Annotated in this window: 16 protein-coding genes, 3 tRNA genes and 2 pseudogenes; 11 read left to right on the top strand and 10 right to left on the bottom strand. The window is 74.3% G+C overall.

Features of this window, described 5'->3' with window-relative positions; genetic code table 11:
• The first annotated feature begins 66 nt into the window (after positions 1 to 66).
• Positions 67 to 768, top strand: a complete 702-nt coding sequence (locus EES41_RS14235; RefSeq protein WP_123078548.1) for a hypothetical protein — start codon at positions 67 to 69, stop codon at positions 766 to 768.
• A 10-nt stretch (positions 769 to 778) separates the two neighbouring features.
• A complete protein-coding gene (locus tag EES41_RS14230) occupies positions 779 to 1,459 on the top strand; it encodes a class F sortase (protein WP_123078546.1) in 681 nt (226 codons plus the stop codon).
• Positions 1,460 to 1,522: 63 nt separating this feature from the next.
• Here EES41_RS14230 and EES41_RS14225 read toward each other — a convergent pair.
• Positions 1,523 to 1,596, bottom strand: a tRNA-Lys gene (locus tag EES41_RS14225).
• A gap of 226 nt (positions 1,597 to 1,822) precedes the next feature.
• Between EES41_RS14225 and EES41_RS14220 the strand changes: the two genes are divergently transcribed.
• The 6 genes and pseudogenes from EES41_RS14220 to EES41_RS14195 all read left to right on the top strand — a co-directional run bounded on the left by EES41_RS14220 (position 1,823) and on the right by EES41_RS14195 (position 9,972).
• Positions 1,823 to 3,148 carry a peptidoglycan-binding protein gene (locus EES41_RS14220; RefSeq protein ID WP_123082451.1) on the top strand — a complete coding sequence of 442 codons (1,326 nt, stop codon included), beginning with the start codon at positions 1,823 to 1,825 and terminating at the stop codon, positions 3,146 to 3,148.
• Positions 3,149 to 5,691: 2,543 nt separating this feature from the next.
• Positions 5,692 to 6,582 (top strand): annotated as a pseudogene (locus EES41_RS14215) (SPFH domain-containing protein); the annotation flags it as partial.
• Between the two features lie 203 nt (positions 6,583 to 6,785).
• Positions 6,786 to 7,388 (top strand): lytic polysaccharide monooxygenase, encoded by a 603-nt coding sequence (locus tag EES41_RS14210; RefSeq protein ID WP_123082449.1) that lies wholly within the window; start codon positions 6,786 to 6,788, stop codon positions 7,386 to 7,388.
• Between the two features lie 26 nt (positions 7,389 to 7,414).
• Positions 7,415 to 9,085, top strand: a complete 1,671-nt coding sequence (locus EES41_RS14205; RefSeq protein ID WP_123078544.1) for an AMP-binding protein — start codon at positions 7,415 to 7,417, stop codon at positions 9,083 to 9,085.
• A gap of 68 nt (positions 9,086 to 9,153) precedes the next feature.
• A complete protein-coding gene (locus EES41_RS14200; RefSeq protein WP_123078542.1) occupies positions 9,154 to 9,822 on the top strand; it encodes a hypothetical protein in 669 nt (222 codons plus the stop codon).
• A 76-nt stretch (positions 9,823 to 9,898) separates the two neighbouring features.
• Positions 9,899 to 9,972: transfer RNA gene (locus tag EES41_RS14195), tRNA-Lys, on the top strand.
• A gap of 95 nt (positions 9,973 to 10,067) precedes the next feature.
• On the opposite strand, the gene EES41_RS14190 is transcribed toward EES41_RS14195, so the two are convergent.
• Positions 10,068 to 10,826 carry an IclR family transcriptional regulator gene (locus EES41_RS14190; RefSeq protein ID WP_008743995.1) on the bottom strand — a complete coding sequence of 253 codons (759 nt, stop codon included), beginning with the start codon at positions 10,824 to 10,826 and terminating at the stop codon, positions 10,068 to 10,070.
• 238 nt (positions 10,827 to 11,064) lie between these two features.
• Between EES41_RS14190 and EES41_RS14185 the strand changes: the two genes are divergently transcribed.
• The gene (locus EES41_RS14185) at positions 11,065 to 12,198 is read left to right on the top strand and encodes an LLM class flavin-dependent oxidoreductase (protein WP_123078540.1); all 1,134 of its coding nucleotides are present in this window, start codon (positions 11,065 to 11,067) and stop codon (positions 12,196 to 12,198) included.
• A gap of 253 nt (positions 12,199 to 12,451) precedes the next feature.
• The gene (locus EES41_RS14180) at positions 12,452 to 14,137 is read left to right on the top strand and encodes a glycosyl hydrolase family 18 protein (RefSeq protein ID WP_123078538.1); all 1,686 of its coding nucleotides are present in this window, start codon (positions 12,452 to 12,454) and stop codon (positions 14,135 to 14,137) included.
• A gap of 113 nt (positions 14,138 to 14,250) precedes the next feature.
• Here the strand turns inward: EES41_RS14180 and EES41_RS14175 are convergent, their stop codons facing one another.
• Positions 14,251 to 16,122 (bottom strand): bifunctional diguanylate cyclase/phosphodiesterase, encoded by a 1,872-nt coding sequence (locus EES41_RS14175; RefSeq protein ID WP_254211438.1) that lies wholly within the window; start codon positions 16,120 to 16,122, stop codon positions 14,251 to 14,253.
• A 354-nt stretch (positions 16,123 to 16,476) separates the two neighbouring features.
• Here EES41_RS14175 and EES41_RS14170 point away from each other — a divergent pair, with 354 nt between their 5' ends.
• On the top strand, positions 16,477 to 17,712 hold the full coding sequence (locus EES41_RS14170) for a M6 family metalloprotease domain-containing protein (protein ID WP_123078536.1): 1,236 nt from the start codon (positions 16,477 to 16,479) through the stop codon (positions 17,710 to 17,712).
• Between the two features lie 109 nt (positions 17,713 to 17,821).
• Here EES41_RS14170 and EES41_RS14165 read toward each other — a convergent pair.
• The 7 genes and pseudogenes from EES41_RS14165 to EES41_RS14130 all read right to left on the bottom strand — a co-directional run bounded on the left by EES41_RS14165 (position 17,822) and on the right by EES41_RS14130 (position 23,957).
• Positions 17,822 to 17,895 (bottom strand) — tRNA-Lys (locus EES41_RS14165).
• Positions 17,886 to 18,465: pseudogene (locus EES41_RS14160) on the bottom strand (bifunctional DNA primase/polymerase). Before EES41_RS14160 ends, EES41_RS14165 begins: the two are co-directional and overlap by 10 nt.
• 188 nt (positions 18,466 to 18,653) lie before the next feature.
• Complete coding sequence (locus EES41_RS14150; RefSeq protein ID WP_037797628.1) at positions 18,654 to 19,001, bottom strand: hypothetical protein; 348 nt, start codon at positions 18,999 to 19,001, stop codon at positions 18,654 to 18,656.
• 97 nt (positions 19,002 to 19,098) lie between these two features.
• Complete coding sequence (locus EES41_RS14145) at positions 19,099 to 20,430, bottom strand: AAA domain-containing protein (protein WP_123078532.1); 1,332 nt, start codon at positions 20,428 to 20,430, stop codon at positions 19,099 to 19,101.
• Positions 20,427 to 21,998: a hypothetical protein gene (locus EES41_RS14140; protein ID WP_123078530.1), complete on the bottom strand. Its 1,572-nt coding sequence runs from the start codon at positions 21,996 to 21,998 to the stop codon at positions 20,427 to 20,429. The genes EES41_RS14145 and EES41_RS14140 overlap by 4 nt, the downstream gene beginning before the upstream one ends.
• Entirely contained in the window at positions 21,986 to 23,167 is a 1,182-nt protein-coding gene (locus EES41_RS14135; protein WP_254211437.1) for a hypothetical protein, read from the bottom strand. Before EES41_RS14135 ends, EES41_RS14140 begins: the two co-directional genes overlap by 13 nt.
• A complete protein-coding gene (locus EES41_RS14130; RefSeq protein WP_123078528.1) occupies positions 23,094 to 23,957 on the bottom strand; it encodes a phosphatase PAP2 family protein in 864 nt (287 codons plus the stop codon). Before EES41_RS14130 ends, EES41_RS14135 begins: the two co-directional genes overlap by 74 nt.
• Positions 23,958 to 23,975 lie beyond the last annotated feature (18 nt).

Below are 23,975 nucleotides of genomic sequence, written 5' to 3'. Positions count from 1 at the left end.
AGCGCGCGCCGCTCCGGATGCGGAGCGGCGCGCCGCGCGTGAGGCTCCTTGTTGAGGAGGTTCACCATGCGCAGTGCTCTCATCGCTCTCCGTGCCGTCGGGGTGGCCGTCGCCTTGACGGCCGTCTCCGCCGTGACCGCGCCCGTCGCCCTCGCCGGTGAAGACGACCGCGGCAGCGTCTCGGCAGACCCGAATCCGGCGGAGCCGGGGGCGCGGGTCACGCTGCGCGTTCAGGGCTGTAGCGGCCACTGGGCGTCGGCCAAGTCCGCCGTGTTCGTGGCGGACGTCAACCTGACCGGCCGCGACGGCGGTAGGGACGGCGGTCGCGACGGCGGTAGGGACGGTGGTCGTGACGGCGGTAGGGACGGCGGTCGTGACGGTGGCCGTGACGGCGGTCGCGGGCTCACCGGCGACGCCCTGATCAGCTCCCGCGCCGAGCCGGGCTGGCACGACATCCGGGTCAAGTGCGACGGCAGGGAAGGCGCGGTGCGCGGCTCGATCCAGATCAGCCACCACCGCCGGGAACCGTCCCGCCCCTACCCGCACCACACCCCCGTCTGGCCGGTCCACGCGGGCGGCGGCGGGATGGCCGCCGAGCTCGCCGCGCCGCCGGCCCCGCCGGCCGAGGCCGCGGCGGCGAAGAAGCACCACGGCGAAGGCGCCCCGGGCCTGCCGCACACGCTGATCGGCGCCGCCCTGGCCGCCGCTGCCACGCTCGCGGTCGCGGGCCGGGCGCTCACCCTGCGCCGGCGCCGCAGCGGCGAGTGAGGACCGGCCGGTGACGGCCTCCGGCGAGCCGAGGTCCAGCGGCGGCGCGAAGCTGCTGACCTTCGCCGCCTGGTCGGTGCTGGTCCTGGGCCTGTGGCTGTGGGGCCGGGAGATCACCGGGGTTCCCGCCCCGCTCCCCGGTCTGGGCGGCGGCGCGGTCGCCGGCGCGCCCGGCCTGCGGCTGCCCGCGGCGCACACCCCGCTCGGCGCGGCCCCGCCCGCCCGTGTCGACGTGCCCTCCATAGGCATCCAGGCCCCGGTGGTCTCCCGGGGCCTGGACAAGGACGGCGCGATCGACCCGCCCCCGTACGACCGGCCGGGCACGGTGGGCTGGTGGGGCGGAGGCCCCCAGCCCGGCACGGCCGGGACCGCGCTGCTGGTCGGCCACGTGGACACCGCCTCCAAGCCGGCCGTCTTCTACGGGCTGAGCTCCGCCAAACCGGGCGACTCTGTACGGGTGGTGCGCGCGGACGGGACCGTCGCCGAGTTCACCGTCGAGGACGTCCAGGTCTACGAGCGCGCGGGCTTCGACCCCCACAAGGCGTACGGGCCGCGGGTCCCGGGCCGGGCCGAGCTACGGCTGGTGACCTGCGGCGGAACGTACGACAAGGCGGCCAAGCAGTACTCGGCGAACGTGGTGGTCTCGGCGTACCTGACGGGGGAGGGGGCCCGGACCGGAGCCTCGGTATGACGGGATGCCGGGACAACGAAGAAGCCCCTCGCAGCTTTCGCTGCGAGGGGCTTCTTCCGTCTGTGCGCCGCCAGGGACTCGAACCCCGGACCCGCTGATTAAGAGTCAGCTGCTCTAACCAACTGAGCTAGCGGCGCTTGGTGACAGGGAAAACTCTACCCCACCCGTGGAGGTGCTCGTGACCAGCCACGCCCACCTTGTCCGATTAACCCATGTTTAAGGGGATTATCGTGCACGATATGTCTGGCTGAGCGCAATCTGATGCCCCGCCAGATTCGTGCAGGCCGATCAATGGACGAGCAGGGGAGTGGACGGAACCGCATGACGATGCAGCCTCCGACGCATGTGCAGACGCCGATGCCCATGCCTGTGCCGGTCTTCCAGGAGTACGAGCCCGCCGGCGACTGCGTGTGCCCGGGGTGTGCGCAGCGCCGTCGCACCCTCGCCCGCGCGCGGGCCATACCGCTCCGGGACGGCGGCCACCCGGCCGCGCGCGGTGCCCGCCGGGCGCTGGTGCTCGCCACCGCCGCCGGAGTGGTCCTCAGCGGGGGCGGCGTCGCGCTCGCGACGGCCGGCCCGGTCCCGGCTCCCGGCCCGGTCGAGCACGACGCCCCCGGCACCCCGCAGGGCGGCCGTGCTCCGCTGCACGGGCCGAAGGGCAAGCCGGGCGGTGTGCCCGGGGCACCCGGGGCGCCCGCCGTGAAGCGGATCGACCGGGCGACGATCATCAACCGGGCGAAGCTGTGGCTGGACGCGGAGGTCCCGTACAGCATGTCCGAGTACTGGACGGACGGCTACCGGCAGGACTGCTCGGGCTACGTCTCGATGGCCTGGAACCTCGGTTCGAACGAGTGGACCGGCAGCCTCGACACGTTCGCCACGAAGATCACCAAGGCCGAGCTGCTGCCGGGGGACATGCTGCTGTTCCACAACCCCTCGGACCCCACCAACGGCTCGCACGTCGTCATCTTCGGCGGCTGGGCCGACGAGACGCAGACGCACTACATCGCCTACGAGCAGACCCGGCCGAACACCCGCAAGCTGGCTACGCCGTACGGGTACTGGACCAACGCGACGAAGTACCTGCCGTACCGGTTCAACGGGGTCACGGGAGGCATCGTTCCCGACGACCCGGCCGGGGGCGCGAAGCCGGGCACCTCGACGGTGTTCCCGGGCGTCGCGAAGTTCGGGCCGGGCGCGAACAACGAGTACGTCAAGCAGCTCGGCGAGATGCTGATCGACCGGGGCGGGCTCCGCTTCTACCCCAAGGGCGCGCACGCCAAGTGGAGCGACGCGGACAAGCTGGCCACGCAGGCGTTCCAGCAGGCGCAGGGCTGGACGGGCGCCGACGCGGACGGGATCCCGGGCGCGCACACCTGGCAGCTGCTGGTGGAGAAGACGGGCAGCGACATCCGCCCGACGGCCGGCGGCGCGGCCGGGCCGGGCGGGGTACGGGCCTACCCGGGCGCGGCGGTCTTCCGCCCGGGCACGTCCCACGCGGCCATCACCGCCCTCGGCCGCCGGCTGGCGCAGAAGGGCTTCGGCAAGTACTACACGTCCGGCCCGGGTTCGCGCTGGAGCGAGGCCGACCGCCGTGCCGTCGAGGCGTTCCAGCGCGCGCAGGGCTGGCGCGGCGCCGAGGCCGACGGCTATCCGGGCCCGGAAACCTGGCGCCGGCTGTTCGCATGACGGAGGCAACCATGTACCCCACCCGCACCACGTTCGCGACGGGAACCTTCGCCGTCCCCCCACGCGTCTCCCGCCCGGGCCGCTGGCAGGAGGTGGGCACCCTCCCGCCATCGCCCCAGCCGTCGCCGGCCCCCCGCCCCGGACGCTGGGTCGACGCGGTCCCCGCGCCCGCGCCCGAGCCCGAGCCCGACTCCGCCGCGCTGTCACCTGCGGCGGTATCGGCGGCCGCCGATGCCCTGCCCGCGGCGCCGGTGCCCGGGCCCGCGCCCGAGCCCGACTCCGCCGCGCTGTCGCCGGTGGCGGGCGCCGGCGTCCCGGCGTGGTCCGCCGCGCCGGAAACCCGGCGCGAGGTCCCTGCCCCGTGGGCTGAGACCCGGGGCGGCCACCCGGCCCTGGAGACCGGGGCCGACCCCGACCCCGCCCCGCCGCGCGCGGCGGAGGGCAGCCCCGGGTACCCGGCTTCCGTAGCCGAGGCCGCCCCCGGCCGCTGGGCGGAGTCCGCCGCGCGGGACGCCCGGGTCGAGGCCCGGCCTCCGGCGGCGGCGCCCGACCCGTGGACCGAGGCCGCTGTTCCGCTGCCCGCGGCGGAGGCCCGTGGCGCTCACCCGGCCCCGGTGTCCGCGCCGGGAGCCCGGGGTGAGATCCCCGCCCCTGCGGCGGCGCCCGAGTCGGGCCCGGGCCCGTGGACCGAGGCCGCCGCTCCGTCGCGCGCGGCGGAGCCGGCCCCCGTGGCCGATGCCGCGCGGCTGGCCGCCGTTGGCGGGCCGGAGGTGCGGAGCGAGCACCCGGACCCCGTCGAGGCGGCCGAGCCCGGCCCCGCCGGCTCGTGGACTCCTGCGGGGCAGGCCCCGGCCTCCCAGCCGGGGCACTGGGCGGAGGTCGGCACGATGTGGCCTACGGCCAACACCCCGGCGCCCCACCCGGCGCAGCCGGCGGAAGTCCGGGGCGAGGTCCCCGCTCCGACGGTCGCGCCCGAATCGGGTACCGGCTCGTGGACTGAGACTGCCGCGCCCCGCCCGGCGCGACTGGCCGCCGTCGGCGGACCGGAGGCCGAGCACGGCTCGGCCGGATGGGGTGCGGCCGGGGCGCAGCCGGACGCGGTGGGCGGTTCGGAAGTCCGGGGCGAGCACCCGGTGGCGGAGGCCGAGCCCGGCCACGGCCGCTGGGAGCCCGCAGCCGAGTCCGGTTCCGGCCGACGGCCGGACGCCCGGACCGAGGCCGACGTGCCGGAGGCACGGGGTGAGCACCCCGAGCCGGTTGCGGAGCCCGGCCACGGACGCGGGGCGGAGGTAGTCGGCGTACGGCCTGCGGCGGAGGCCCAGGCGTCCCGCCCGGGGCAGCTGGCCGCCGTCGGCGGGCCGGAGGCCGAGCCCGGCCACGGCCGGTGGGCTGAGGAAGCCCCCCCGGCTTCCCACCCAGGGCAGTTGGCCCCGGTGGGCGGCCCGGAGCCCCTGGGCGAGGTCGGTCCCTGCCATTGGCCGGAGCCCGCTGCCCCGGCCCCCGTGGCGGATGTCCAGGCCGAGACCGCTCTACCGGACGGCCGGGCTGAGGCCCCGGCCCCCGTGTCGGAGGTTCGGGCCGAGGTCGATTCCGAGCGGTGGGCCGAGGCGGTCGTGCCGAACGGCCGGGCTGGTGTCCCGGTTCCCGGGGCGGAAGTCGGCCTGTCGGATGTCCGGGCCGAGGACGGGTCCAGCCGGGCCGAGGATGGCGTACCGGACGGCCGGGCCGCTGTCCCGGCCCCCGGGGTGGAGCTCGGCGTGTCGGAGGTTCGGGCCGAGGTCGATTCCGAGCGGTGGGCCGAGGCTGCTGTACCGGACGGCCGGACCGCTGTCCCGGCCCCCGGGGTGGAGCTCGGCGTGTCGGAGGTTCGGGCCGAGGTCGATTCCGAGCGGTGGGTCGAGGCTGCTGTACCGGACGGCCGGGCCGCTGTCCCGGCCCCCGGGGCGGAAGCCGGCCTGTCGGAGGTTCGGGCCGAGGACGGGTCCAGCCGGTGGGCCGAGGTTGGCGTGCCGGACGACCGGGCTGATGTCCGGGCCGAGGCCGATTCTCAGCGGTGGGCCGAGGCCGCTGTGCCGGGCGGCCGGGCCGCTGTCCCGGCTCCTGCGGCGGAGGTTCGGGCCGGGGCTTTCGCCTCCGGGGCCGAGGTCGGGGTGTCGGAGGGGTCGGCCACCGGGGTCGAGGTCGAGGGGTCGGGGGAGGCGTCGGTCGTCGGGGAGGGGCGGGCGGTGGCGGCGGTGGGCGTGCCGCATACGCGGGACGGGGACGAGGCGGGTCGGGGTGACGTACCGGCCGCCCGGGTCGACGCGCCCCGGCCCGGGGTCGTCGACCTGGTCGCGCGGGCCGTGGCCCGGGGGATCAGGGACCCGGAGGTGGCGGACGGCCGGGACGGGAGCCGGCTCCGGTCCGGCCGTGGGAGCGGGGTCGCGGAGGTGCCCGTACGCCTCCCGTTCCGGGCGCAGCCGCAGCCGCGGCCGCCCGTGGCCCCCCGGCCCGCCGCGCCGGCGCGCCCGCGTGCCGGCGCCGGCCGCCGCGTCCCCCGCGGGGACGACCGGCTCCGGGAGCACCGCGGGCCCGTCCTGCCCGGCTGGGTGGCCGTGCTCGTCGGCGCCCTCGCCCTCACCGGCTGCGCGGCCGTGCTCTGGCGGGCCGGTGTCGTCCCGGCCGTCGTCGTCGCGGCCTTCGGGGCGACGCCCCGCGCCTACCAGGGGCTCCGCGTCACGCACTGGCCCCCGCTCGCCTTCCTCGGCGTCGTCGCGCTGGTCGCCCTCGGCGGTCTCGGCCGCGCCAGGGCCGGTCACGCCTGGGTGCTCACCCTGTTCGGCCGCTACCGCGGCACGGTCCGCCGTACCGGGCTCACCTGGGTCAGCCCCCTCCTGCTGCGCCGCCGCGTCGACGTCCGGCTGCGCCACTGGCGCAGCGACCCCATGCCGGCCGTGGACGCCGGCGGCCTCGCCCTGCGGGCCGTCGTGCAGGTCGTCTGGCAGGTGAAGGACACCGCCCGGGCCACGCTCGCCGTCGAGGACCACATCGAGTACCTCGCCGAGCAGGTGGAATCGGCCATGGCCCGGGTCCTGTCCCGGCTCCCGGCCGACGCCTTCCACGAGGACGCCCCGACCCTGCGCGACGCCGAGGCCGTCGGCGACGCGCTGACCAGGATGCTGGCCGCCGAGACGGAGGCGGTGGGGATCGAGGTGTACTCGGCGCAGCCGACCCGCATCGAGTACGCGCCCGAGGTCGCGGAGGCGATGCGCCGCCGCCGGGTCGCGGCGATCGACGCCAAGCACCGGGACGCCGTGCTGACCTCGGTCGTGGACGCGGTGGACGACACCGTGCACCGGCTGACCTCGCGCGGGCTCGTGGAGCTGGACGACTACGAGCGCAAGGCCCTGGTGAAGGACCTCACCGTCGCCTTCTACACGGGCCGCCCCGAGTAGGGCGCCGACGAGCGGGAGCGCGGGAGCGCGGCGAGCGAACGAACGGGTGGCCGGGACCGACCGGACCACCCGTTCTCGCATTGGTCTAGACACGGCCAACTCCCGTCAATACTGTGGTACTTGGTCTAGACCTGGCACCCATCCCCCTGCGCGCGCCCCTCGCACTCCCCCCACGTCCAAGGAGCACCATGCGTACCGTCCGCATGCCCAGATTCCGCCGGCGAGCCGGCGCCCTCGCGCTCGGCGCCTGCATCGTCGCCGGCGTCGGCCTCCTCGGCGCCCCCAGCGCCAGCAGCCACGGCTACACCGACACCCCCATCAGCCGCCAGAAGCTCTGCGCCAACAAGACCGTCTCCGACTGCGGCCCCATCCAGTGGGAGCCGCAGAGCGTCGAGGGCTTCAAGGGCTTCCCCGCCGCCGGCCCCGCCGACGGCGCCATTTGTTCCGGCGGGCACGGCGAGTTCGCGCAGCTCGACGACCCGCGCGGCGGCACCTGGCCCACCACCAAGGTGACCAGCGGGCAGAGCTACGGCTTCCGCTGGCAGTTCACCGCCAACCACTCCACCACCGACTTCAAGTACTACGTCACGAAGAACGGCTGGGACCCCACCCGGCCGCTCACCCGCGCCTCCCTCGACCCGCAGCCCTTCCTGACGGTCGCCTACAACGGCGCCCGCCCCGCCATGACGACCGTCCACCAGGGCGTCATGCCCGGCGGGAAGACCGGCCGGCACATGATCCTCGCCGTCTGGACCGTCAACGACACCCCGATGGCCTTCTACTCCTGCTCCGACGTTCAGTTCTGACGCAACGTCAATTACCCTCCGGCGGCATGCGGACGACACCCGAAACCGTCGCGGAGCTCATCGCGCGCCAATGGGGCGACCACCGGCCCGGTCTGAAGGGCGAGCACACCGTCCTCAGCCGGCACCGGACCGCCCAGGAAGCGGCCGCGCGCGCCGCGCTGCTCGTCGACCTCCTGCCGCCGGGGGCCGAGCCGCATCTCGGGGTGCTGCTCGACAACACCCCGGAGTTCCCGTTCTGGCTCGGCGCGGCGGCCCTCGCCGGGGCCGCCGTCGCCGGGATCAACCCGACCCGGCGCGGCCCCGAGCTGGCCCGCGACATCCTGCACACCGACTGCCGGATCCTGGTCACCGAGCGCGCCCACCTGCCGCTGCTGCGCGGCCTCGACCTGCCCGGCGTACGGATCCTCGTGACCGGCACCGAGGAGTACGAGGCCCTCCTCGCCCCGTACGCGGCCGCCAAGCCCGGCGAGGCGACCATCGCCACCCCGGGCCCGGGCTCCCGGCTGCTCCTCTACTTCACCTCCGGCTCCACCGGCGCCCCCAAGGCCGCCATCTGCACCCAGGGCCGGCTCGCCGCCGCGGGGGACTCCCTGGCCCGCCAGTTCGCGGTCACCCCGGAGGACGTCCACTACATCTGCATGCCGCTCTTCCACGGCAACGCCGTCATCGCCGACTGGCTCCCGGCCCTGGTCGCCGGCGCCCCGGTGGCACTGCGCCGCCGTTTCTCGGCCACCGCCTTCCTGGACGACGTACGGGCGTACGGGGCTACGTACTTCACCTACGTCGGCCGGGCCGTCCAGTACCTCCTGGCCACCGAGCCCCGCCCCGACGACCGCGAGCACACCCTGCGCCTCGGCTTCGGCACCGAGGCCGGTGCGGTGGACGCGGCCCGCTTCGCCGAGCGGTTCGGGGTCCGGCTGGTGGAGGGGTACGGGGCCACCGAGGGCGGCGCCTCGGTCGTGCGTACGCCGGACACCCCGCCCGGCGCCCTGGGCCGGGCGGGCAGCGGGGACGACCTGGCGGTGATCGACCCCGGCACGGGCGCGGAGTGCCCGCCGGCCGTCCTCGACGACCGGGGCCGCCTGGCCAACGGGGACGAGGCCATCGGGGAGCTGGTCAACCGGGGCCGCAGCCTCTTCGAGGGCTACTGGCGCAACCCCGACGCGGAGGCCGCCCGTACCCGCGACGGCTGGTACTGGACGGGGGACCTCTTCTTCCGCGACCCCGCCGGGTTCCTCTACTTCGCGGGCCGCACCGACGACCGGCTCCGGGTCGACAGCGAGAACCTGGCCGCGGCGGTGATCGAGAACATCCTGGCCCGCTGGTCCGATGCGGCGGCGGTCGCCGTGTACGCGGTGCCGGACGAGGTGGCGGGCGACCAGGTGATGGCCGCGCTCGCCCTCCGGGAGGGCGCCGTGTTCGACCCGGAGGCCTTCGCCGCGTTCCTCGCCGCGCAGCCGGACCTCGGGACGAAGATGTCCCCGCGCTACGTCCGGATCGTCGGCGCGATGCCGACCACGGCCACGAACAAGGTCCACCGGGTCGGCCTGCGCAAGGCCGGTTTCCGTGCCGCCCCGGACCCGGTCTGGTGGTCCCCGCCGGGGGCCGCCGGCTACCGCCCGCTGGACCCGGAGGCGCTGGCGGACCTCCTCGCGGCGTACGAGGCGCAGGGCCGGGCCGACCTTCTGGAGCGCTGACGGGAACCCCCGGGGCCCGGTGCCCCTCTTCACGGAGAAACGGGGGGATGAGCATGACAACTGTTTCCGTGACCCTTTCCACGACCGCACGGGTGGCCGCGACGGGCCTGTGCTGCTTACTTCTGGCGGCCTGCGGCACCTCGGTGGCCGGCCAGTCGGCGGCCCCGTCCGGCGCGGCCCCGGCCTCGCCGACCTGCACCCCGAACCTGCCGACCGAGGAGGACACCGGGGCGCCGAACATTCCGACCGAGGAGGACACCGGCACGCCGAACCTGCCGACCGAGGAGGACACCGGGGCGCCGAACATCCCGACCGAGGAGGACACCGGGGCGCCGAACATTCCGACCGAGGAGGACACCGGCACGCCCGACGTCCCCACCGAGGAGGACACCGGCGGCCCGGACCTCCCCACCGACGGCAGCGCGGCGGCCCCCTGCGCCGTCGTGGCCGGCTGGTACGACATGACCCGCGACTTCAACACGTACTACGCCGCGCACCGCACCGATGACGACCACTGGATCCCGCGCGAGGGGGTCACGGAGGTCCGGGTCCGCAAGACGGCGAAGACCGCCGAGGCCTGGGTGACCTTCACCACCGAGAACGTCGGCAAGGGCGTGGGCGAGGACGCCCGCCGGATCGCGGAGGTGTTCGGCGCGTGGCGGCACGAGGTCTACGGGGACACCGGCACGGTCGGCGTGCGCATTGAGGGGGACTCCAGGGTGGTCACCACCTGGTGACCGCGCCCCTGCCCGGCCCGGGGAGTACCGGTTTTGAGCACTCCTCGGGACCGGGTAGTATTTTCTCTGTCAGCAGGCGCCGCTAGCTCAGTTGGTTAGAGCAGCTGACTCTTAATCAGCGGGTCCGGGGTTCGAGTCCCTGGCGGCGCACCTGTCCTTCGGGCGGTTTCCGGTTCACCGGGAACCGCCCGAAGTGTTTTCCGGGGAGTCCGGGCCTTCAGAGTCCCTCAGAACACCCAGAGCCCTCAGAGCGTGAGCGACAGCAGCAGCGGCGCGGCCTTCCGGTTCAGCGCGTCGGCGGCGGCCCGCAGCCGGTGCGCGTGCTCGACCGGCATCGACAGCGCCAGGCAGCCCACCGAGGCTCCCGCCGTGATCGGCACCGCCGCGCAGACCGTGCCCACGGCGTACTCCTGGAGGTCGAGCACCGGGACCGTGGCCGGCTGGGCGTCCAGCTTCGAGAACAGGATCCGCTCGTTCACGATCGTCTTCGACGTGAGCCGCGCGATCTTGTGGCGGGACAGGTGGTCGCGCCGGCCGTTCTGGTCGAGCTGGGTCAGCAGGCACTTGCCGACCGCGCTGGCGTGCGCCGCCGAGCGGAAGTCGACCCACTCGTGCACCTTCGGGGTGCGGGGGCTGTCCGCGAACTGCGTGATCTTGACCTCGCCGTCCACGTACCGGCTGATGTAGACCGCCGCGCCGACGGAGTCCCGCAGCCGGTCCAGGGTTTCCTGGAGCTTGTCCTGGAGCGCCTGCTGCCGGTCGATCCCCGAACCCAGCAGCACCAGGGAGTCCCCTATGGCGTACGCGCCGTCCGAGACCTGGAGCACGTACCCTTCGCGGCGCAGCATCAGCAGCATCGGGGTGAGGTGGACCGCAGGCAGTCCCGTTTCGCGCGCGATCTGCGCGTTGGTCACGCCGCCGGTGTGGCGGGCGATCGTTTCGAGTACGCGAAGGGCGTACTGCACCGAGTGGAACGGCGCGGTCGGCTCGGGCTTCAGCGCCACGGTTTTCCCCCTACCAGGTTGTTACCGCTTGCCCTACCACGATAGCCATCAAGGGGCCCGTGTGGAGCGCCTGTTGAGGAGTTTGATGGCTCAATCACGTCCCTCCGTCAGGCTCTACTCGCCTGGCATATGCCATAGGCATTCCCCAGGTCCGGATTCCCGGAATACGCCGGGAATGCCCGGCGCTGTCCCATGGTTCGACTTCTTCGTACGGACACCGAAAGGGACGGGAGCGACGATGAGTGACACCAGGGACGCCGGTCGGGACGCGGGCGACGAGGGGCCGGCGGGGCACGCCGACCCGGTCCGGGGGACCGCCCGCGGCCGCGCTCCGGTGCCGCTGTCCGTGCTGGACCTCGTCACCGTCGGCGCCGGCAGCACCGCCCACGCCGCCCTGCGCACCAGCGTCGAGATCGCCCGGCTCGCCGAGTCCCGGGGCTACACGCGCCACTGGGTCGCGGAACACCACTCCATGCCCGGGGTGGCCAGCTCCTCCCCGGCCGTGATCCTGGCCCACCTCGCCGCCCACACCTCCCGCATCCGGCTCGGCTCGGGCGGGGTCATGCTGCCCAACCACGCCCCGCTCGCCATCGCCGAGCAGTTCGGCACCCTGGAGGCCCTGGCCCCGGGCCGGATCGACCTCGGGCTCGGCCGCGCACCCGGCACCGACGGGCGCACCGCCGCCGCGCTGCGCGGGCCCGGCCGCCTGGACGAGGCCGCGGAGGAGTTCCCGCGCCGGCTCTCGGAGCTCACCCGCTTCCTCGACGACGACTTCCCCGACGGGCACCCGTACTCCCGCGTGCACGCCATACCCGGGCCCGCGCAGGGCCTCACCGGGCGGCCGCCGCTGTGGCTGCTCGGCTCCTCCGGGTACAGCGCCCGGCTGGCCGGCGAGCTCGGCCTGCCCTTCGCGTACGCCCACCACTTCTCGCCGGCCGGGACGCTGCCCGCGCTCGACCTCTACCGGCAGTCCTTCCGGCCCTCGGCTGCCCTGGACGCCCCGTACGCGGTGATCGGGGTCGCCGCGCTCGCGGCCGACACCGAGGCGGAGGCCCGCGCCCAGGCCCGTGCGGGCGCGCTGTCGGCGCTCCTGGTGCGCACCGGCCGGCCGCGCCTGGTCCCGACGCCCGAGGAGGCGGCGGCGTACGAGTTCTCCCCGGCGGAGCGGGAGTTCACCGAGGGCTGGCTCGCGCACATCCCCCACGGCACCTCCGAGGAGGTCTGCGGCCGGCTCGACGAGCTGGCGAAGCTGACGGGCGCCGACGAGCTGATGCTCACCGCCGGCGCGCACGCCGGGGCCGCCCGGGTGCGCTCGTACGAGCTCATCGCAGATGCGTACGGGATGACGGAACTCCCGGCCGGACGCGGCTGATCGATTGCGAACGGGGTTTGGCTGGTTTGTTGCCGAAACCTTGCGCGGAGGTGCCTAAAGGCACCCTTAAACCGCTCGTCACCCGGGGTGGCGGGCGGTTTCTGCTGTGCGCTCATGTCTCTGACGAGGGGATTTGGCGCGGGAGTGGTCTAGTCCTTCTTTGGTCCAAACCATTGACTCGGGCGCGGGGTGATCGCTATCACTTCTCCCACCTGACCTCACGCTTCCCCTCCCACCCCCACGGAGTCAGTTCATGCACATCCGTAAACCCCTCATCGCGGCCGCCGCCACGGTCGCGCTGGCAGCCGGAGCGCTGGCCTCCTTCGCGGGACTCGGCACGGCGGCGGCCGCCGGCTCCTCGACCACCGCGACCTCGGGCGGTGTCCGGATCGCCTACTACGACCAGTGGAGCGTGTACGGGAACGCCTTCTATCCCAAGCACCTCGACACCCGCGGCATCGCGGGCAAGCTGGACGTCATCAACTACTCGTTCGGCAACATCCACCCCACCAACCTCACCTGTTTCGAGGCGAACAAGGCAGCGGGCGACGACAACAACCCCAACGCCGGTGACGGCGCGGGCGATTCGTACGCCGACTACCAGAAGTCCTTCGGCGCGGCGGACAGCGTCAGCGGGGTCGCCGACAAGTGGGACCAGCCGATCGTGGGCGTCTTCAACCAGTTCAAGCAGCTGAAGGCGAAGTACCCGCACCTGAAGATCAACATATCGATCGGCGGCTGGACGTACTCCAAGTACTTCAGCGACGCGGCGAAGACCGACGCCTCCCGCAAGAAGCTCGTGTCCTCCTGCATCGACCAGTACATCAAGGGCAACCTGCCGGTCGAGGGCGGCTTCGGCGGCGCGGGCGCGGCTGCCGGGATCTTCGACGGCATCGACATCGACTGGGAGTACCCCGGTTCCGCCGGCGGGCACCTGGGCAACCACTACGCCCCCGAGGACAAGCAGAACTTCACGCTCCTGCTCAAGGAGTTCCGCGAGCAGCTCGACGCCTACGGCGCGGCCAACGGCGGAAAGAAGTACCTGCTGACCGCGGCGCTCCCGGCCGGCCAGGACAAGATCAAGTACATCGAGACGGACAAGATCGGTTCGTACCTCGACTACGCGAACATCATGACCTACGACATGCACGGCGCCTGGGACGGCGACGGGCCGACGTACCACCAGTCCCCGCTGGACAACTCGGCCGCCGACCCGACCGACCCGATCGCGCCGGGCACCCAGAAGTACGGCGTCAAGAACGCCATCGACTCCTGGATCGACGGCAACGCGGCCTACGGGATCGCGGGCGGCTTCCCCGCCGGCAAGCTGACCCTGGGCTACGAGTTCTACTACCGCGGCTGGAAGGGCGTCCCCGCCGGAACCACCCACGGCCTCGCCCAGACGGCGACCGGCCCCTCCGCCGCCCGGCCCACCAGCCAGCAGGCCGGCATCGCGAACTACAAGGAGCTCGGCGGGATCGTCGACAACCCGGCGACCACCTTCTGGGACGACCAGGCGAAGGCCTCGTACTTCTACAAGGACGGCGAGTTCTTCACCGGCCTCAACCAGAAGTCCGTCCAGGCCCGCGTCGACTACGGCAAGCAGCGCGGTCTCGCCGGCGCGATGATGTACTCGCTGCTCGGCCTGGACGACAACACCACGCTGCTGAACCAGATCTCGGACGCTCTCGGCGGAACCACGGTCCCGCCCACCACCCCGCCCACGACGCCTCCGACCACTCCGCCCACCACGCCCCCCACCACGCCTCCGACCACCGGCTGCGGCTCGGTCGCGGCGTACGTCGCGGGCACCGTCTACACCGGCGGCCAGGAGGTCTCCCACAACGGCCACAAGTGGAAGGCCCAGTGGTGGACGCAGAACGAGGCGCCGGGCACCACGGGTGAATGGGGTGTCTGGAAGGACCTCGGCGCCTGCTGATCTCCCCCCACCCCGCGCCGAGCGGTCCTCCGCCCCGCACCCCGCGTTCCGGGTGCGGGGCGGAGGTGCGTCAGGCGGAGGTGCGTCCCGGGAAGGCGGCCGACCTGCCCTGGTCAGACGAAGGGGTGCGGGGCGGGTCCGTCCTGTTCCGGGGACGCCGCGGACGCGGCCTGGCGGCCGATCATGCGGGCGATCACGTCCGGGGCCACCGCGCGGGAGTACAGCCACCCCTGGCCGGTGTCGCAGCCGACCCGCCGCAGCCGGGCCGCCTGGCCGACGGTCTCCACGCACTCCGCCGTCACCGTCAGCCCCAGCCGGTGCGCGAGCTGGACCAGCGCCTCCACGATGGTCTCGTCGGCCGGATTCGGGTGCGCGCCGTCGTCGTAGCGGAAGCCGCGCACGAACGAGCCGTCCAGCTTCAGCACCGAGACCGGCAGCCGGCTCAGGTAGGCCAGGTTCGAGTACCCGGTCCCGAAGTCGTCGATCGCGATCCGCACGCCCATGTCGCTCAGCGCCTGGAGGGCCTGCAACGGCCGCCCCGCCGAGCCCATCACGGCCGACTCGGTCAGCTCCAGCTGCAACAGCTGCGGGGCCAGCCCCGTCTCGGCCAGGATCTCCGCGACGTCGCCCACCAGGTCCGAGTCCCACACCTGGCGCACCGCGACGTTCACGGAGACGAACACCGGGGCGTCGCTGGGCTGCTCGATCTGCCAGCGCCGGGCCTGCCGGCAGGCCGTCCGCAGCACCCAGCGGCCCAGCTGGACGATGGACCCGTCCTCCTCGGCGATCCCGATGAACCGATTCGGCGTCAGCGTGCCGAACTGCGGGTGGTTCCAGCGCACCAGCGCCTCCACGCCGCGCACCGCGCCGCTCTCCAGGTCCACCAGCGGCTGGTACTCCAGCGCGAACTCGCCCCGCTCCACGGCCGGCCGCAGCGTCGAGCTGAGCGCCTGGCGCGTCATGCGGTGCGCGTTGCGCTCCGGGTCGAAGAGGGTCCAGCGGGCCTTCCCGTCCGCCTTCGCCCAGTACAGGGTGGTGTCCGCGGCCTGCATCAGCGCGGTCGCCGAGGTGTCCGCCGAGGCCCGCTCCACCACCCCGATCGACGCGGACACCGACAGCCGCTGCCCGGCCAGGTCGAACGGCTCCTGCACGGCGGCCAGCGCGCTCCGCGCCAGGTCCGCGAGCTGCTCGGTGCCGGTGGAGTCCTCGACCAGCAGGGCGAACTCGTCCCCGCCGAGCCGCGCCACCAGGTGCCCGCCGGTGCGCCCGTACCCGGACTGGTCGGCGCACTGGGTCAGCCGGGCCGCGACGGCGGTCAGCAGCCGGTCGCCGACCCGGTGCCCCAGGGTGTCGTTGACGGCCTTGAACCCGTCGAGGTCGAGGTAGCACAGCCCGATCCGGCCCGTGCCGCCCTGCTCGTACGAGGAGTGCTCCAGGGCGGCGGAGAGCCGCTCGAAGAACAGCGTCCGGTTGGGCAGCCGGGTGACCGGGTCGTGCATCTGGAGGTGCCGCAGCCGGGCCTGGAGGTCGCGCCGGTCGCTGATGTCGGCGACCGACAGCAGGACTTCGCCCGTGCCGGGCACCGGCCCGAGGGTGACCTCGGTCCACAGCGAGTGCCCGTCGGGGTGCTTGAGCCGCCGCGTGCACCGCAGCCGGGCCTGCCGGCCGCGCAGCACCTCCTGGTACGCCTGCCAGGTCCGGGCCTCCGCCGCCAGGTCCACCAGGTCGGCGGCGTGCTGCTCGACGAGCGCCTGCGGCTCGGTGCCGAGCAGGGCGGCGAGGGCGTCGTTGGCGGCGACGACGTAGCCGCCCCGGTCGACGACGGCCATCGCGAGGTGGGCCGCGTTGAAGGCGGCCCGGTAGTCGCGCCGTTCGGACTCCGCCCGGGACGGAGGTGCCGTCGCCGGCACCGCGGGGTGACGCTCCGTAGTGGCCGATCGGATGCTGTCGGCCGCCGAACCGGTTCCCTCTGAGGTTCCGCTCACCGTTGGCTCCCGCAGTGCTCGTGAGTGTCCGTGCAGGAAAGTGTGCCGATCATAGAGGCACCGGACGGCCCTATCCAGCGGCGTCGCCGCGCGGGGCGCGGCACTTCGCCGTGATGACGTCTCGGCGGCCCGCCGGCGGGCGATCGTTTCCGCACGGCTGTGAGCACCCGTGGACCTCGTCTGATCTCGCCTGATCTCGTGTGATCGGTCGTGACGTTCTGTAGGTGTCGCGTGAATCCCGGGGGTCACCGACTTGCCGTATCGCTCACTCGTGTGGGGCAGCGGAACAGGGCATTAATCAGACAATCGCCTCAAGGTGGCTAGAAAGGTACCAATCCACCACCGGAGGTCGATGTGCCGCGACAGCAGACACCCGGGGGAGTGGACCGCTCCCGCCTGCGGAGCGCGGCGGCGGGGTTGACGTCCCTGGCGGCCCTCGCCGCGATGTCGCTCGTCGCGGGACCCGCGGTGGCCGTCCCCGGGTCCGGACCCTGCGCGCTGAGCCGCACCAGCGCGCACCACTCGCTGGGCCTGGACACCTGGAACGCCGCCTACCCCAAACCCGAACGCACCCTCAACGCCGTCATGGTGTTCCTGTCCTTCCCCGACCACCGGACCACCCTGACGCCCGGGGAGCTGACCCGCGACTACTTCCCTGCCACCAGCAACTTCTTCGAGCGGGCCTCCTACGGGCGGTTCCGGCTGGTCCCGCACCCGCAGGAGCACTGGATCCGGATGCCCAAGCCGTCGGCCGCGTACGGGATACAGCGGGACTGGGCCCCCGAGAAGCGGGCGGCCTACCTCCGGGACGCCGTCGCGAGCGCCGACCCTGAGGTGGACTTCAGCAAGTACGACGTCGTGTACTTCGTCGCCGACCCGGACGCGCCCGGGGTGGACTCCGACGCCACGAAGGTCGTCAACTTCGACCGGCCCCTCGTCGCCGACGGAACCGAGCTGCGGCGGATCGTCACCGTCTTCGAGCAGCACCCGCCGGACCGGAACGTACTGGCGCACGAGACCGGGCACGTCTTCGACCTGCCCGACCTCTACCACCGGCCCAGCGACGGCAAGGGCGACTGGGACACCTACGTCGGCGACTGGGACGTCATGGGGAGCCAGTTCGGGATGTCCCCGGACCTGTTCGCCTGGCACAAGTGGAAGCTGGGCTGGCTGGACGCCTCGCAGGTGGACTGCGTGCAGTCGGGCTCCTCGCTGCACACCCTCCAGCCGCTCGCCGAGGCCCCGCCACCCGGCGGCACCGGCGGGACCCGGCTCGCCGTGGTCCGTACCGGTGCCGGGAGCGCGATCGCCATCGAGGCGCGGGGCTCCGCCGGCAACGACGGGGACACCTGTACGGAGGGGGTCCTCGTCTACCGGGTCCGCAACGGGGCGGCCTCGGGCGGCGGTCCGATCGAGGTGCTGGACGCGCATCCGAAATCCGAGGCCTGCTGGGACCGTTCGGTGTACCCGCCGCTGGCGGACGCGCCGCTGGAGGTGGGGGAGACGTTCACGGTGCCGGGCGAGCGGATCACCATCGAGGTGGCCGACCGGACCCAGTCCGGCGCGTACACGGTCAAGATCACGACCTAGACGTCCGGCCGGTCGGCCGGTCAGTCGTCCGGCGGTCGCCTGGTGGCGCCGGCCGCCGGCGCAACGAAGAAGCCCCCGCAGCTTTCGCTGCGGGGGCTTCTTCCGTCTGTGCGCCGCCAGGGACTCGAACCCCGGACCCGCTGATTAAGAGTCAGCTGCTCTAACCAACTGAGCTAGCGGCGCTTGCTGACGAGGAAGACATTAGCATCAGGACCGGCGGAAGGAAAAATCGATATCCGCAGCTCGGGCGGCGCGCACGAACGCCCAGAGCAGCGCCTCCGGGCCCGGCAGCCACGGCGTCCGGCTGTCGGGCGCCACCAGCCAGCGGGACGGGCCGGGGCCCGCCGCCAGGGGCGGCACGGTGACGGCGTCGCCGGCTCCGTGACAGAGCGGGGCCGCGACCGGAGGCGCCCACTCCTCCCACGCCAGCAGGGCGGGCAGCCGGTGGGCCACGCCGGGCGCGGCGAAGAGCAGCAGCCGGCCGCGGTGCACGGCGGCCGGACCGGAACCGGGCCCCTCGGACCAGAGCAGGTCGAGCATCCGGCGACCGAGCACGAGCGGGACGTTGACGACGTCGAACGCGGTCCCGCAGGGCAGGGCGGCGGGCGCGGCGGGCCGGGCCTGCCACAGCGCGAGGGTGGTGCGCGGGTGGGCGGAGGCGGAGGCGAGCCACGCGGCGCCGGACGGGGTGACGTCCGTCGCGGGGGCACTGGGCCGGACTTCGAGGGCGGGGCAGCCGGTCAAGGTCGTCATATGCCAGATGTACCGCCCGTAGCGCAGCGGTTCCTCGGAGTTACGCAAATCCGGGACGGCGACCCTCGGGGTGGAGTATGTTGCGCGCCGCATATGCCAGATGTGTCACGCGTCACGTATTCCGTGGGGCCGCCGGGCCGTGCGGGCCGGCCGGGCCGCCGGGCCGCCGGGCCGCTGAGCCGTCCGGCTTACGGCGCCTCGGGGGACGGCCCGCGCTGCAGGTCCTCGCCGAACTCGATCATCCGGCGCGCGTAGTCCTCGGTCCACTCCGCGCGCGCGGCGATCACGGCGGGCGGGAGCCGGTCGAACCGCCGCGGATCCGCCAGCTGGGCCGCCGCCACCGCCTGGAACTCCACGGCCCGGTCCTCCGCGGCGCGGAACGCCAGCGCCAGCTCCGTCGCGCGCGCCAGCAGCTCCGCCGGGTCCTCGATCGACTCCAGGTCGAAGAAGTGCTCCGGATCCTGGGCGGCCTCCGAGGGCTCGAAGAGCAGCGGCGCGGGCCGCATCCTCCGCTCGGTCCGCTCGGGCTCTGCCATGCGTGTCCTCCTGCTGGTACGGATTCCGGGCCACCGTCCATTGTCCAACGCCGCGCAAGGGCACGGCAGGGCGCCCGCGGGGGCGCGTGCGCCCCGCCTACGGCTTCCAGTGCACCCGGTGTTCCGCCAGGTGGGCGAGGACCGAGTGGTTGGCCTCCCAGCCGTCCGGGAATTTCACCGTGACGCCCAGCTGTACCGGCTCCGTCGACGGGTGGTCGTCCAGCAGCTCCGCTATGCCCGCCCGGGCCACCACCACGCAGGCGTGCCGGTGCCGGGAGGCCAGGACGCACAGCCGGCCCGTCTCCAGGTGGAACGCCGTCGCGTCCGGGCGGCCCGACAGCGGGTGCAGCACCACCGTGAGGTCGTACTCGCGCCCCTGGAGCCGGTTCGCGGTGTCCACCGTGACCCCGGTGACGCCCAGCGCGGCCAGCGCCGCGCGGACCGCGGCCGCCTGGTCGCGGTGGGCCGTGCCGACGGCGATCCGGCCCGCCGTCAGCGGGGCCGGGCCCTCGCTCTGCTCGTCCCGCGTCACCGCCCCCCGGTCCAGCGCGCGCCGCACCACCAGCGCCACCGCCCGCACCGCCTCCGGATCGGTGCGCGGGGTGTGCCGGGCGGGCAGCTCCAGCAGCCCCCAGCCCGACTCCGCGGCCTCGTCCAGCACCCGGTCCGGGCCCGAGCCGTCGCCCGCGACCCCGTACGACAACCGCCGCTCGCCCGGGCCCGTACCGCTGCGGAACTGCGTGTACGGGTAGAACGCCCGCGAGACCAGCGGCGCCGCCGAGGCCGGGAGCCGCCAGGACACCGGCAGCCGGTGCTGGGGCAGCCGGGGGTTGTGCGCCAGCAGCGTGGACACCGCCGAGGCGGACGGGTCGTAGGACAGCCCCGCCCACTGCTCCGCGCCGACCACGCTGAACGGGTCGAGCTGTCCCGGGTCGCCCACGAACAGCGCCCGGTCGAACAGCCCGGCCACCGCGAGCAGCGCGTCCGAGCGCATCTGGTACGCCTCGTCCACGATGGCGTGCTCCCACCGCTCCACGTCCTTGACGTAGGCCCATTTCGCCGCGGTGGAAATGGTGACCGGCAGCTCCGCGAGGTCCGCCGGCTTCGCCGACAGGGTGACCGAGGGCAGCTCGCGCAGCGCCGGGTCGTAGGCGTCGCCGTCGCTGCTGTGCAGCCGGCCCACCTTCAGCTCCGGGTCCTTGTCGGCGAGGCGCAGCACCAGGTCGTCGACCTGCGCGTTGGTCTGCGCCACCACCATCAGCCGGCGCCCGGCGGCGGCCAGTTCCCGGGCCGCCCGGACGACGAGCGTGGACTTGCCGGCCCCGGGCGGGGAGTCGACGACGACGCCCCGCTCGGTGCCGTGCAGGGTGTCGCGCAGGATCGCGGCGGTCGCCCGGGCCGCCTCGGCCCCCGGGTCGAAGGAGGTCACAGCACGTCCTCGGCGGTCACGGGGTCGGGCAGGGCCGGTCCGGTCAGGTGCCCGGGCGGCCCGCCGTGCGTCCACGGGGTCTGCTCCGGGTCGGGCAGCTTCGGGCCGCCGCGCGCGTCGTGCTCGAACAGCGTCCAGCACACCCGGTCGCCCTTCTCCGGCACCGAGCCCGGCTCGGGCTCCCGGCCGCGGCCCATCTTGTCGAGCAGCCGCAGCACCAGCCGCCCGTCCTCCTCGAAGCGCACGAACTCGGCGGCCTGCGGGCGCCCCTCCAGCGAGCGGAACACCTTGCCGCCGACGCCGTCCTCCAGCTGCGGCCGGTCCTCCGTCGCCACCGTCACCAGCGGGCGGGGGCTCGGCCGCTTCGACTCCGTCCACTCCATGACCACCTCGGTGACCTCGCCGGCGAAGGCCTCGCCGGCGAGCCGCCGGCCCGCCATCACCAGGGCGTCGTCCAGCGCCTCCTGGGCGTCCAGGCGCACCTGCTCGGTCTCCCGCGTCGCCAGCTTCTGCGCCGCCGTCACCGCGTCGTCGCGGCGCGGCTGCGGGGGCTCGCCCGCGCGGACCCGGTCCCGGTGGCCGGTGTACGACCAGCGGTCGCGGGTCCAGCGCTCCTCGGCCCGCTCCCCGGGCGGCAGCCCGCGCAGCAGCTCCAGCGCCTGCCACACCGACCACCAGGTGCCGGTCATCTGGTCCACGACCAGGCGCCGGATCTCCCGCTCGGCGAGCCGCGGCCCGTCCCCGTCGCGGGGCTCGCCCGCCCGCGCCGCGTCGAACCTCGCGATCGCCGGGGCCAGCAGCCTGTTGTCGAAGGCCGGGTCGGTCGCGGGACCGGCGGGCGGGACCAGCAGCTGGCCGGACTCGTCGCGGCCGAGCTCCGCGCGCAGCGCCGCCTCGGCGCCGGACATCCCCTGGCCGGGGTCGATCCACTCCAGCAGGGCCCGCAGGTGCTGGTCCTCCAGGTTGCTCTGGCCGGTGGCCCAGTGCCGGGACAGCAGGTCCGTCGCCGCCAGCAGCATCGAGGACCCCGGGACCCGGGCGCGCTCGCCCAGATGCGTGAACCAGCGGCCCAGCAGCGGGACCTGGGTGGGCACCGGGTACGGGTTGTCCGGGTCCTCCTCGGCGGTCCGGCGGAACCGCATCGACCGTCCCAGCAGGCGGACGTACTCGATTCCGGCCCGGCCGGGCACGATCAGCTGCGGCGCGTCCACGCACAGCTCGGCCTCGACCTTGACGCGCTTGCCCGTCTCCGGGTCGGTCTCGGTCCGCTCGGCCGGCTCGACGGCATCGGCGTACGCGTCGATGTAGGGCATCACCTGTCGCGCCAGGTCCGCCAGGAAGTCCCAGCGCAGGTCCCGGTCGCGCGGCTGCGGTATGACGAGGATCCGCGGGTCGTGCGGGTCCGTCCCGACCATCGCCCCGAGCGGCGCCCCGGCCTCGCCCGCCGTCGTCAGCGGTACGAAGACCAGCGGATTCCCGCTCAGATGCCGGTGCCGTACGGTCGCCAGCGGCTGCGCGCGTCCCGCGCGGACGGCCTCCAGCCGGGCCAGGGTGGTCAGCAGGGACATGCGGCGTCCTCCCGCGCGGTCCGGGCGGGGGCCTGCTCCAGCGCCTCGGCGCGCAGCCGGGCCGCCCGGTGCAGCGCGGTCGCGGTCGGGTCCTCGCAAGAGGCGCGTCCGGCGGCCGCCGCGAGGGCGGCCCCGACGGTCGTCAGCGCGCCCAGCTCGCCCCGTACGGAACGGCCCAGGGCGGTCACCTCGTCGGCGGCGCGGGCCCGCTCCCGGCAGTGGAAGGCCAGCTCGCAGGCGGCCAGGCACTCGGGGGCGTAGGAGGCGTCCACGGCGGAGACGGCCTCGGTGAGCTCCTCGGCGGGCCGTGCCGGGTCGAAACTGAGCCCCTCGGGCAGGGCCGCGGCGAGCTCCTCGACCCGGGTCAGCCGCTCCAGCTGGCGCCGGGTCACGGCGTGCTCGCGGCGGATGTCGACGGCGGCGGCGGTGGGCAGGTTGGAGAAGTCCTTGGGGCAGACCAGCAGTACCCGGTGGCCGACGGTGGCGCCGCCCAGCTTCTCGGCGGTCTTCTCCAGGGCCAGGACGTAGACGGCGGCCTGCCGGGCGGCGGCGCCCACCTTCGCGGCGTCGGCGGCCCCGTCGATCATCGGGAACGACTTGATCTCCACGACGGTCCAGCGGCCGTCGGGATGCACCACGACGGCGTCCGGCTCCAGGTAGGCGGGGGAGCCCGCCACCTCCAGCGCCAGCATCGGGTGGTCCAGCAGGGTCCAGCCGCCGCGGGCGGCCCCGGCGGTCGCCTCGCGCAGCGCGAGCGCGGTCCGGGCGGCGCGCCCCTCGGGCCCGGCGGCGGTCAGGTCGGGGACGCGGGCCCCGGGCCCGGGCGGTTCCGTACCGGCATCGAGCCGGGCGTGGACCAGCCGGAGCAGCTCGGCGCCGCCGTCCCCCTTGACCTTGGCCTCGAAGGAGTTCCCGCGGATGATCGCGAACTGTGACTGCCCGAAGGCGGCGGGCGATCCGAGGGCCGCGGCGAGCGCGGTCTTGTCCACTCCGGCGCCGTCCAGCAGGGCGCGTCTGCCACAGCCGGGGTTGGCGGCGAGCGCCGCCAGCGCCCGGGCGTCGAGCGGGCGCGGTGGCACGGCGGGGCCGCGCAGGTCAGCGAGCCGCTGCCGCAGTGTCGTCGTCTGCGGTGTGTTCTGCGGAGGGCCGCTGGGCGGGTAGGAGCTCACGGGCGGAAGTGTCCCATCCGCCACTGACAATCGTGGACTTACGGCGGAAACCGGCAGCTCCCGTGCCGAAACCGCGGGTCAGGGGGGTGCGCGCGAGGAGGAAACCGAGGCCCATCACGGCCGCCCCGGCGGCCGCGTCGAGGAAGTAGTGGTTGGCGGTGCCCATGACCACCAGTGTGGTGATCGCCGGGTAGGCGATGCCGAACGCCTTCACCAGCGGGTGCCGGCCGTGCGTCCACAGCAGGACCCCGCACCACAGGGCCCAGCCGACGTGCAGGCTCGGCATCGCCGCGTACTGGTTGGTGAGGGCCCCGAGCCCCCGCGGGGCGCTGGCCTCGGCGCCCCACCAGCCGTAGGCGCTGTACTGGGCCATCGTGTCCGTGAAGCCGTGCGCGGCGTCGAGCAGCCGGGGCGGGCAGGTGGGCATCAGGCTGAAGCCGACGAGCCCGAGGAGGGTGGAGGCCACCAGCCAGGTGCGGGCGCTCCGGTAGTGCGCGGGCCGCCGGTGGTAGATCCAGAGCAGGACGGCCGGGGTGACGAGGTAGTGCATCGAGGCGTAGACGAAGTCGGCGGGTATGCCGAGCCAGCCCGTCTCCGAGAAGAGCCGGTTGAGCGGCCGCTCGAAGTCGATGCCCAGCGGACCCTCGACGTCCAGGATCGCGAGGCCGTGGTCCGTGGCGAGGGCCACGTCCCCGCGGGCCAGGAGTCTGCCGCCCGAGTACGCCGCGTAGACGAGTCCCAGGAGCAGCAGTTCTGCCCACCATCGCGTGGGCCGCTGCCGTTTGGTCATACGCCGTAAGACGCTCGT

The sequence above is a fragment of the Streptomyces sp. ADI95-16 genome, assembly GCF_003721495.1.
Lineage (GTDB): Bacteria > Actinomycetota > Actinomycetes > Streptomycetales > Streptomycetaceae > Streptomyces > Streptomyces goshikiensis.
Note: the sequence above shows the minus strand (reverse complement) of the source record. Positions and strands in the feature narration are given on the sequence as shown.

What these genes read in the sequence shown, in the direction of transcription:
- EES41_RS14235 (WP_123078548.1), top strand. Translation starts at nt 67, where the DNA reads ATGCGCAGTGCTCTCATCGCTCTCCGTGCCGTCGGGGTGGCCGTCGCC.
- EES41_RS14220 (WP_123082451.1), top strand. Translation starts at nt 1,823, where the DNA reads ATGCCTGTGCCGGTCTTCCAGGAGTACGAGCCCGCCGGCGACTGCGTG.
- EES41_RS14210 (WP_123082449.1), top strand. Translation starts at nt 6,786, where the DNA reads ATGCCCAGATTCCGCCGGCGAGCCGGCGCCCTCGCGCTCGGCGCCTGC.
- EES41_RS14205 (WP_123078544.1), top strand. Translation starts at nt 7,415, where the DNA reads ATGCGGACGACACCCGAAACCGTCGCGGAGCTCATCGCGCGCCAATGG.
- EES41_RS14185 (WP_123078540.1), top strand. Translation starts at nt 11,065, where the DNA reads ATGAGTGACACCAGGGACGCCGGTCGGGACGCGGGCGACGAGGGGCCG.
- EES41_RS14180 (WP_123078538.1), top strand. Translation starts at nt 12,452, where the DNA reads ATGCACATCCGTAAACCCCTCATCGCGGCCGCCGCCACGGTCGCGCTG.
- EES41_RS14150 (WP_037797628.1), bottom strand. Translation starts at nt 19,001, where the DNA reads ATGGCAGAGCCCGAGCGGACCGAGCGGAGGATGCGGCCCGCGCCGCTG.
- EES41_RS14140 (WP_123078530.1), bottom strand. Translation starts at nt 21,998, where the DNA reads ATGTCCCTGCTGACCACCCTGGCCCGGCTGGAGGCCGTCCGCGCGGGA.
- EES41_RS14130 (WP_123078528.1), bottom strand. Translation starts at nt 23,957, where the DNA reads ATGACCAAACGGCAGCGGCCCACGCGATGGTGGGCAGAACTGCTGCTC.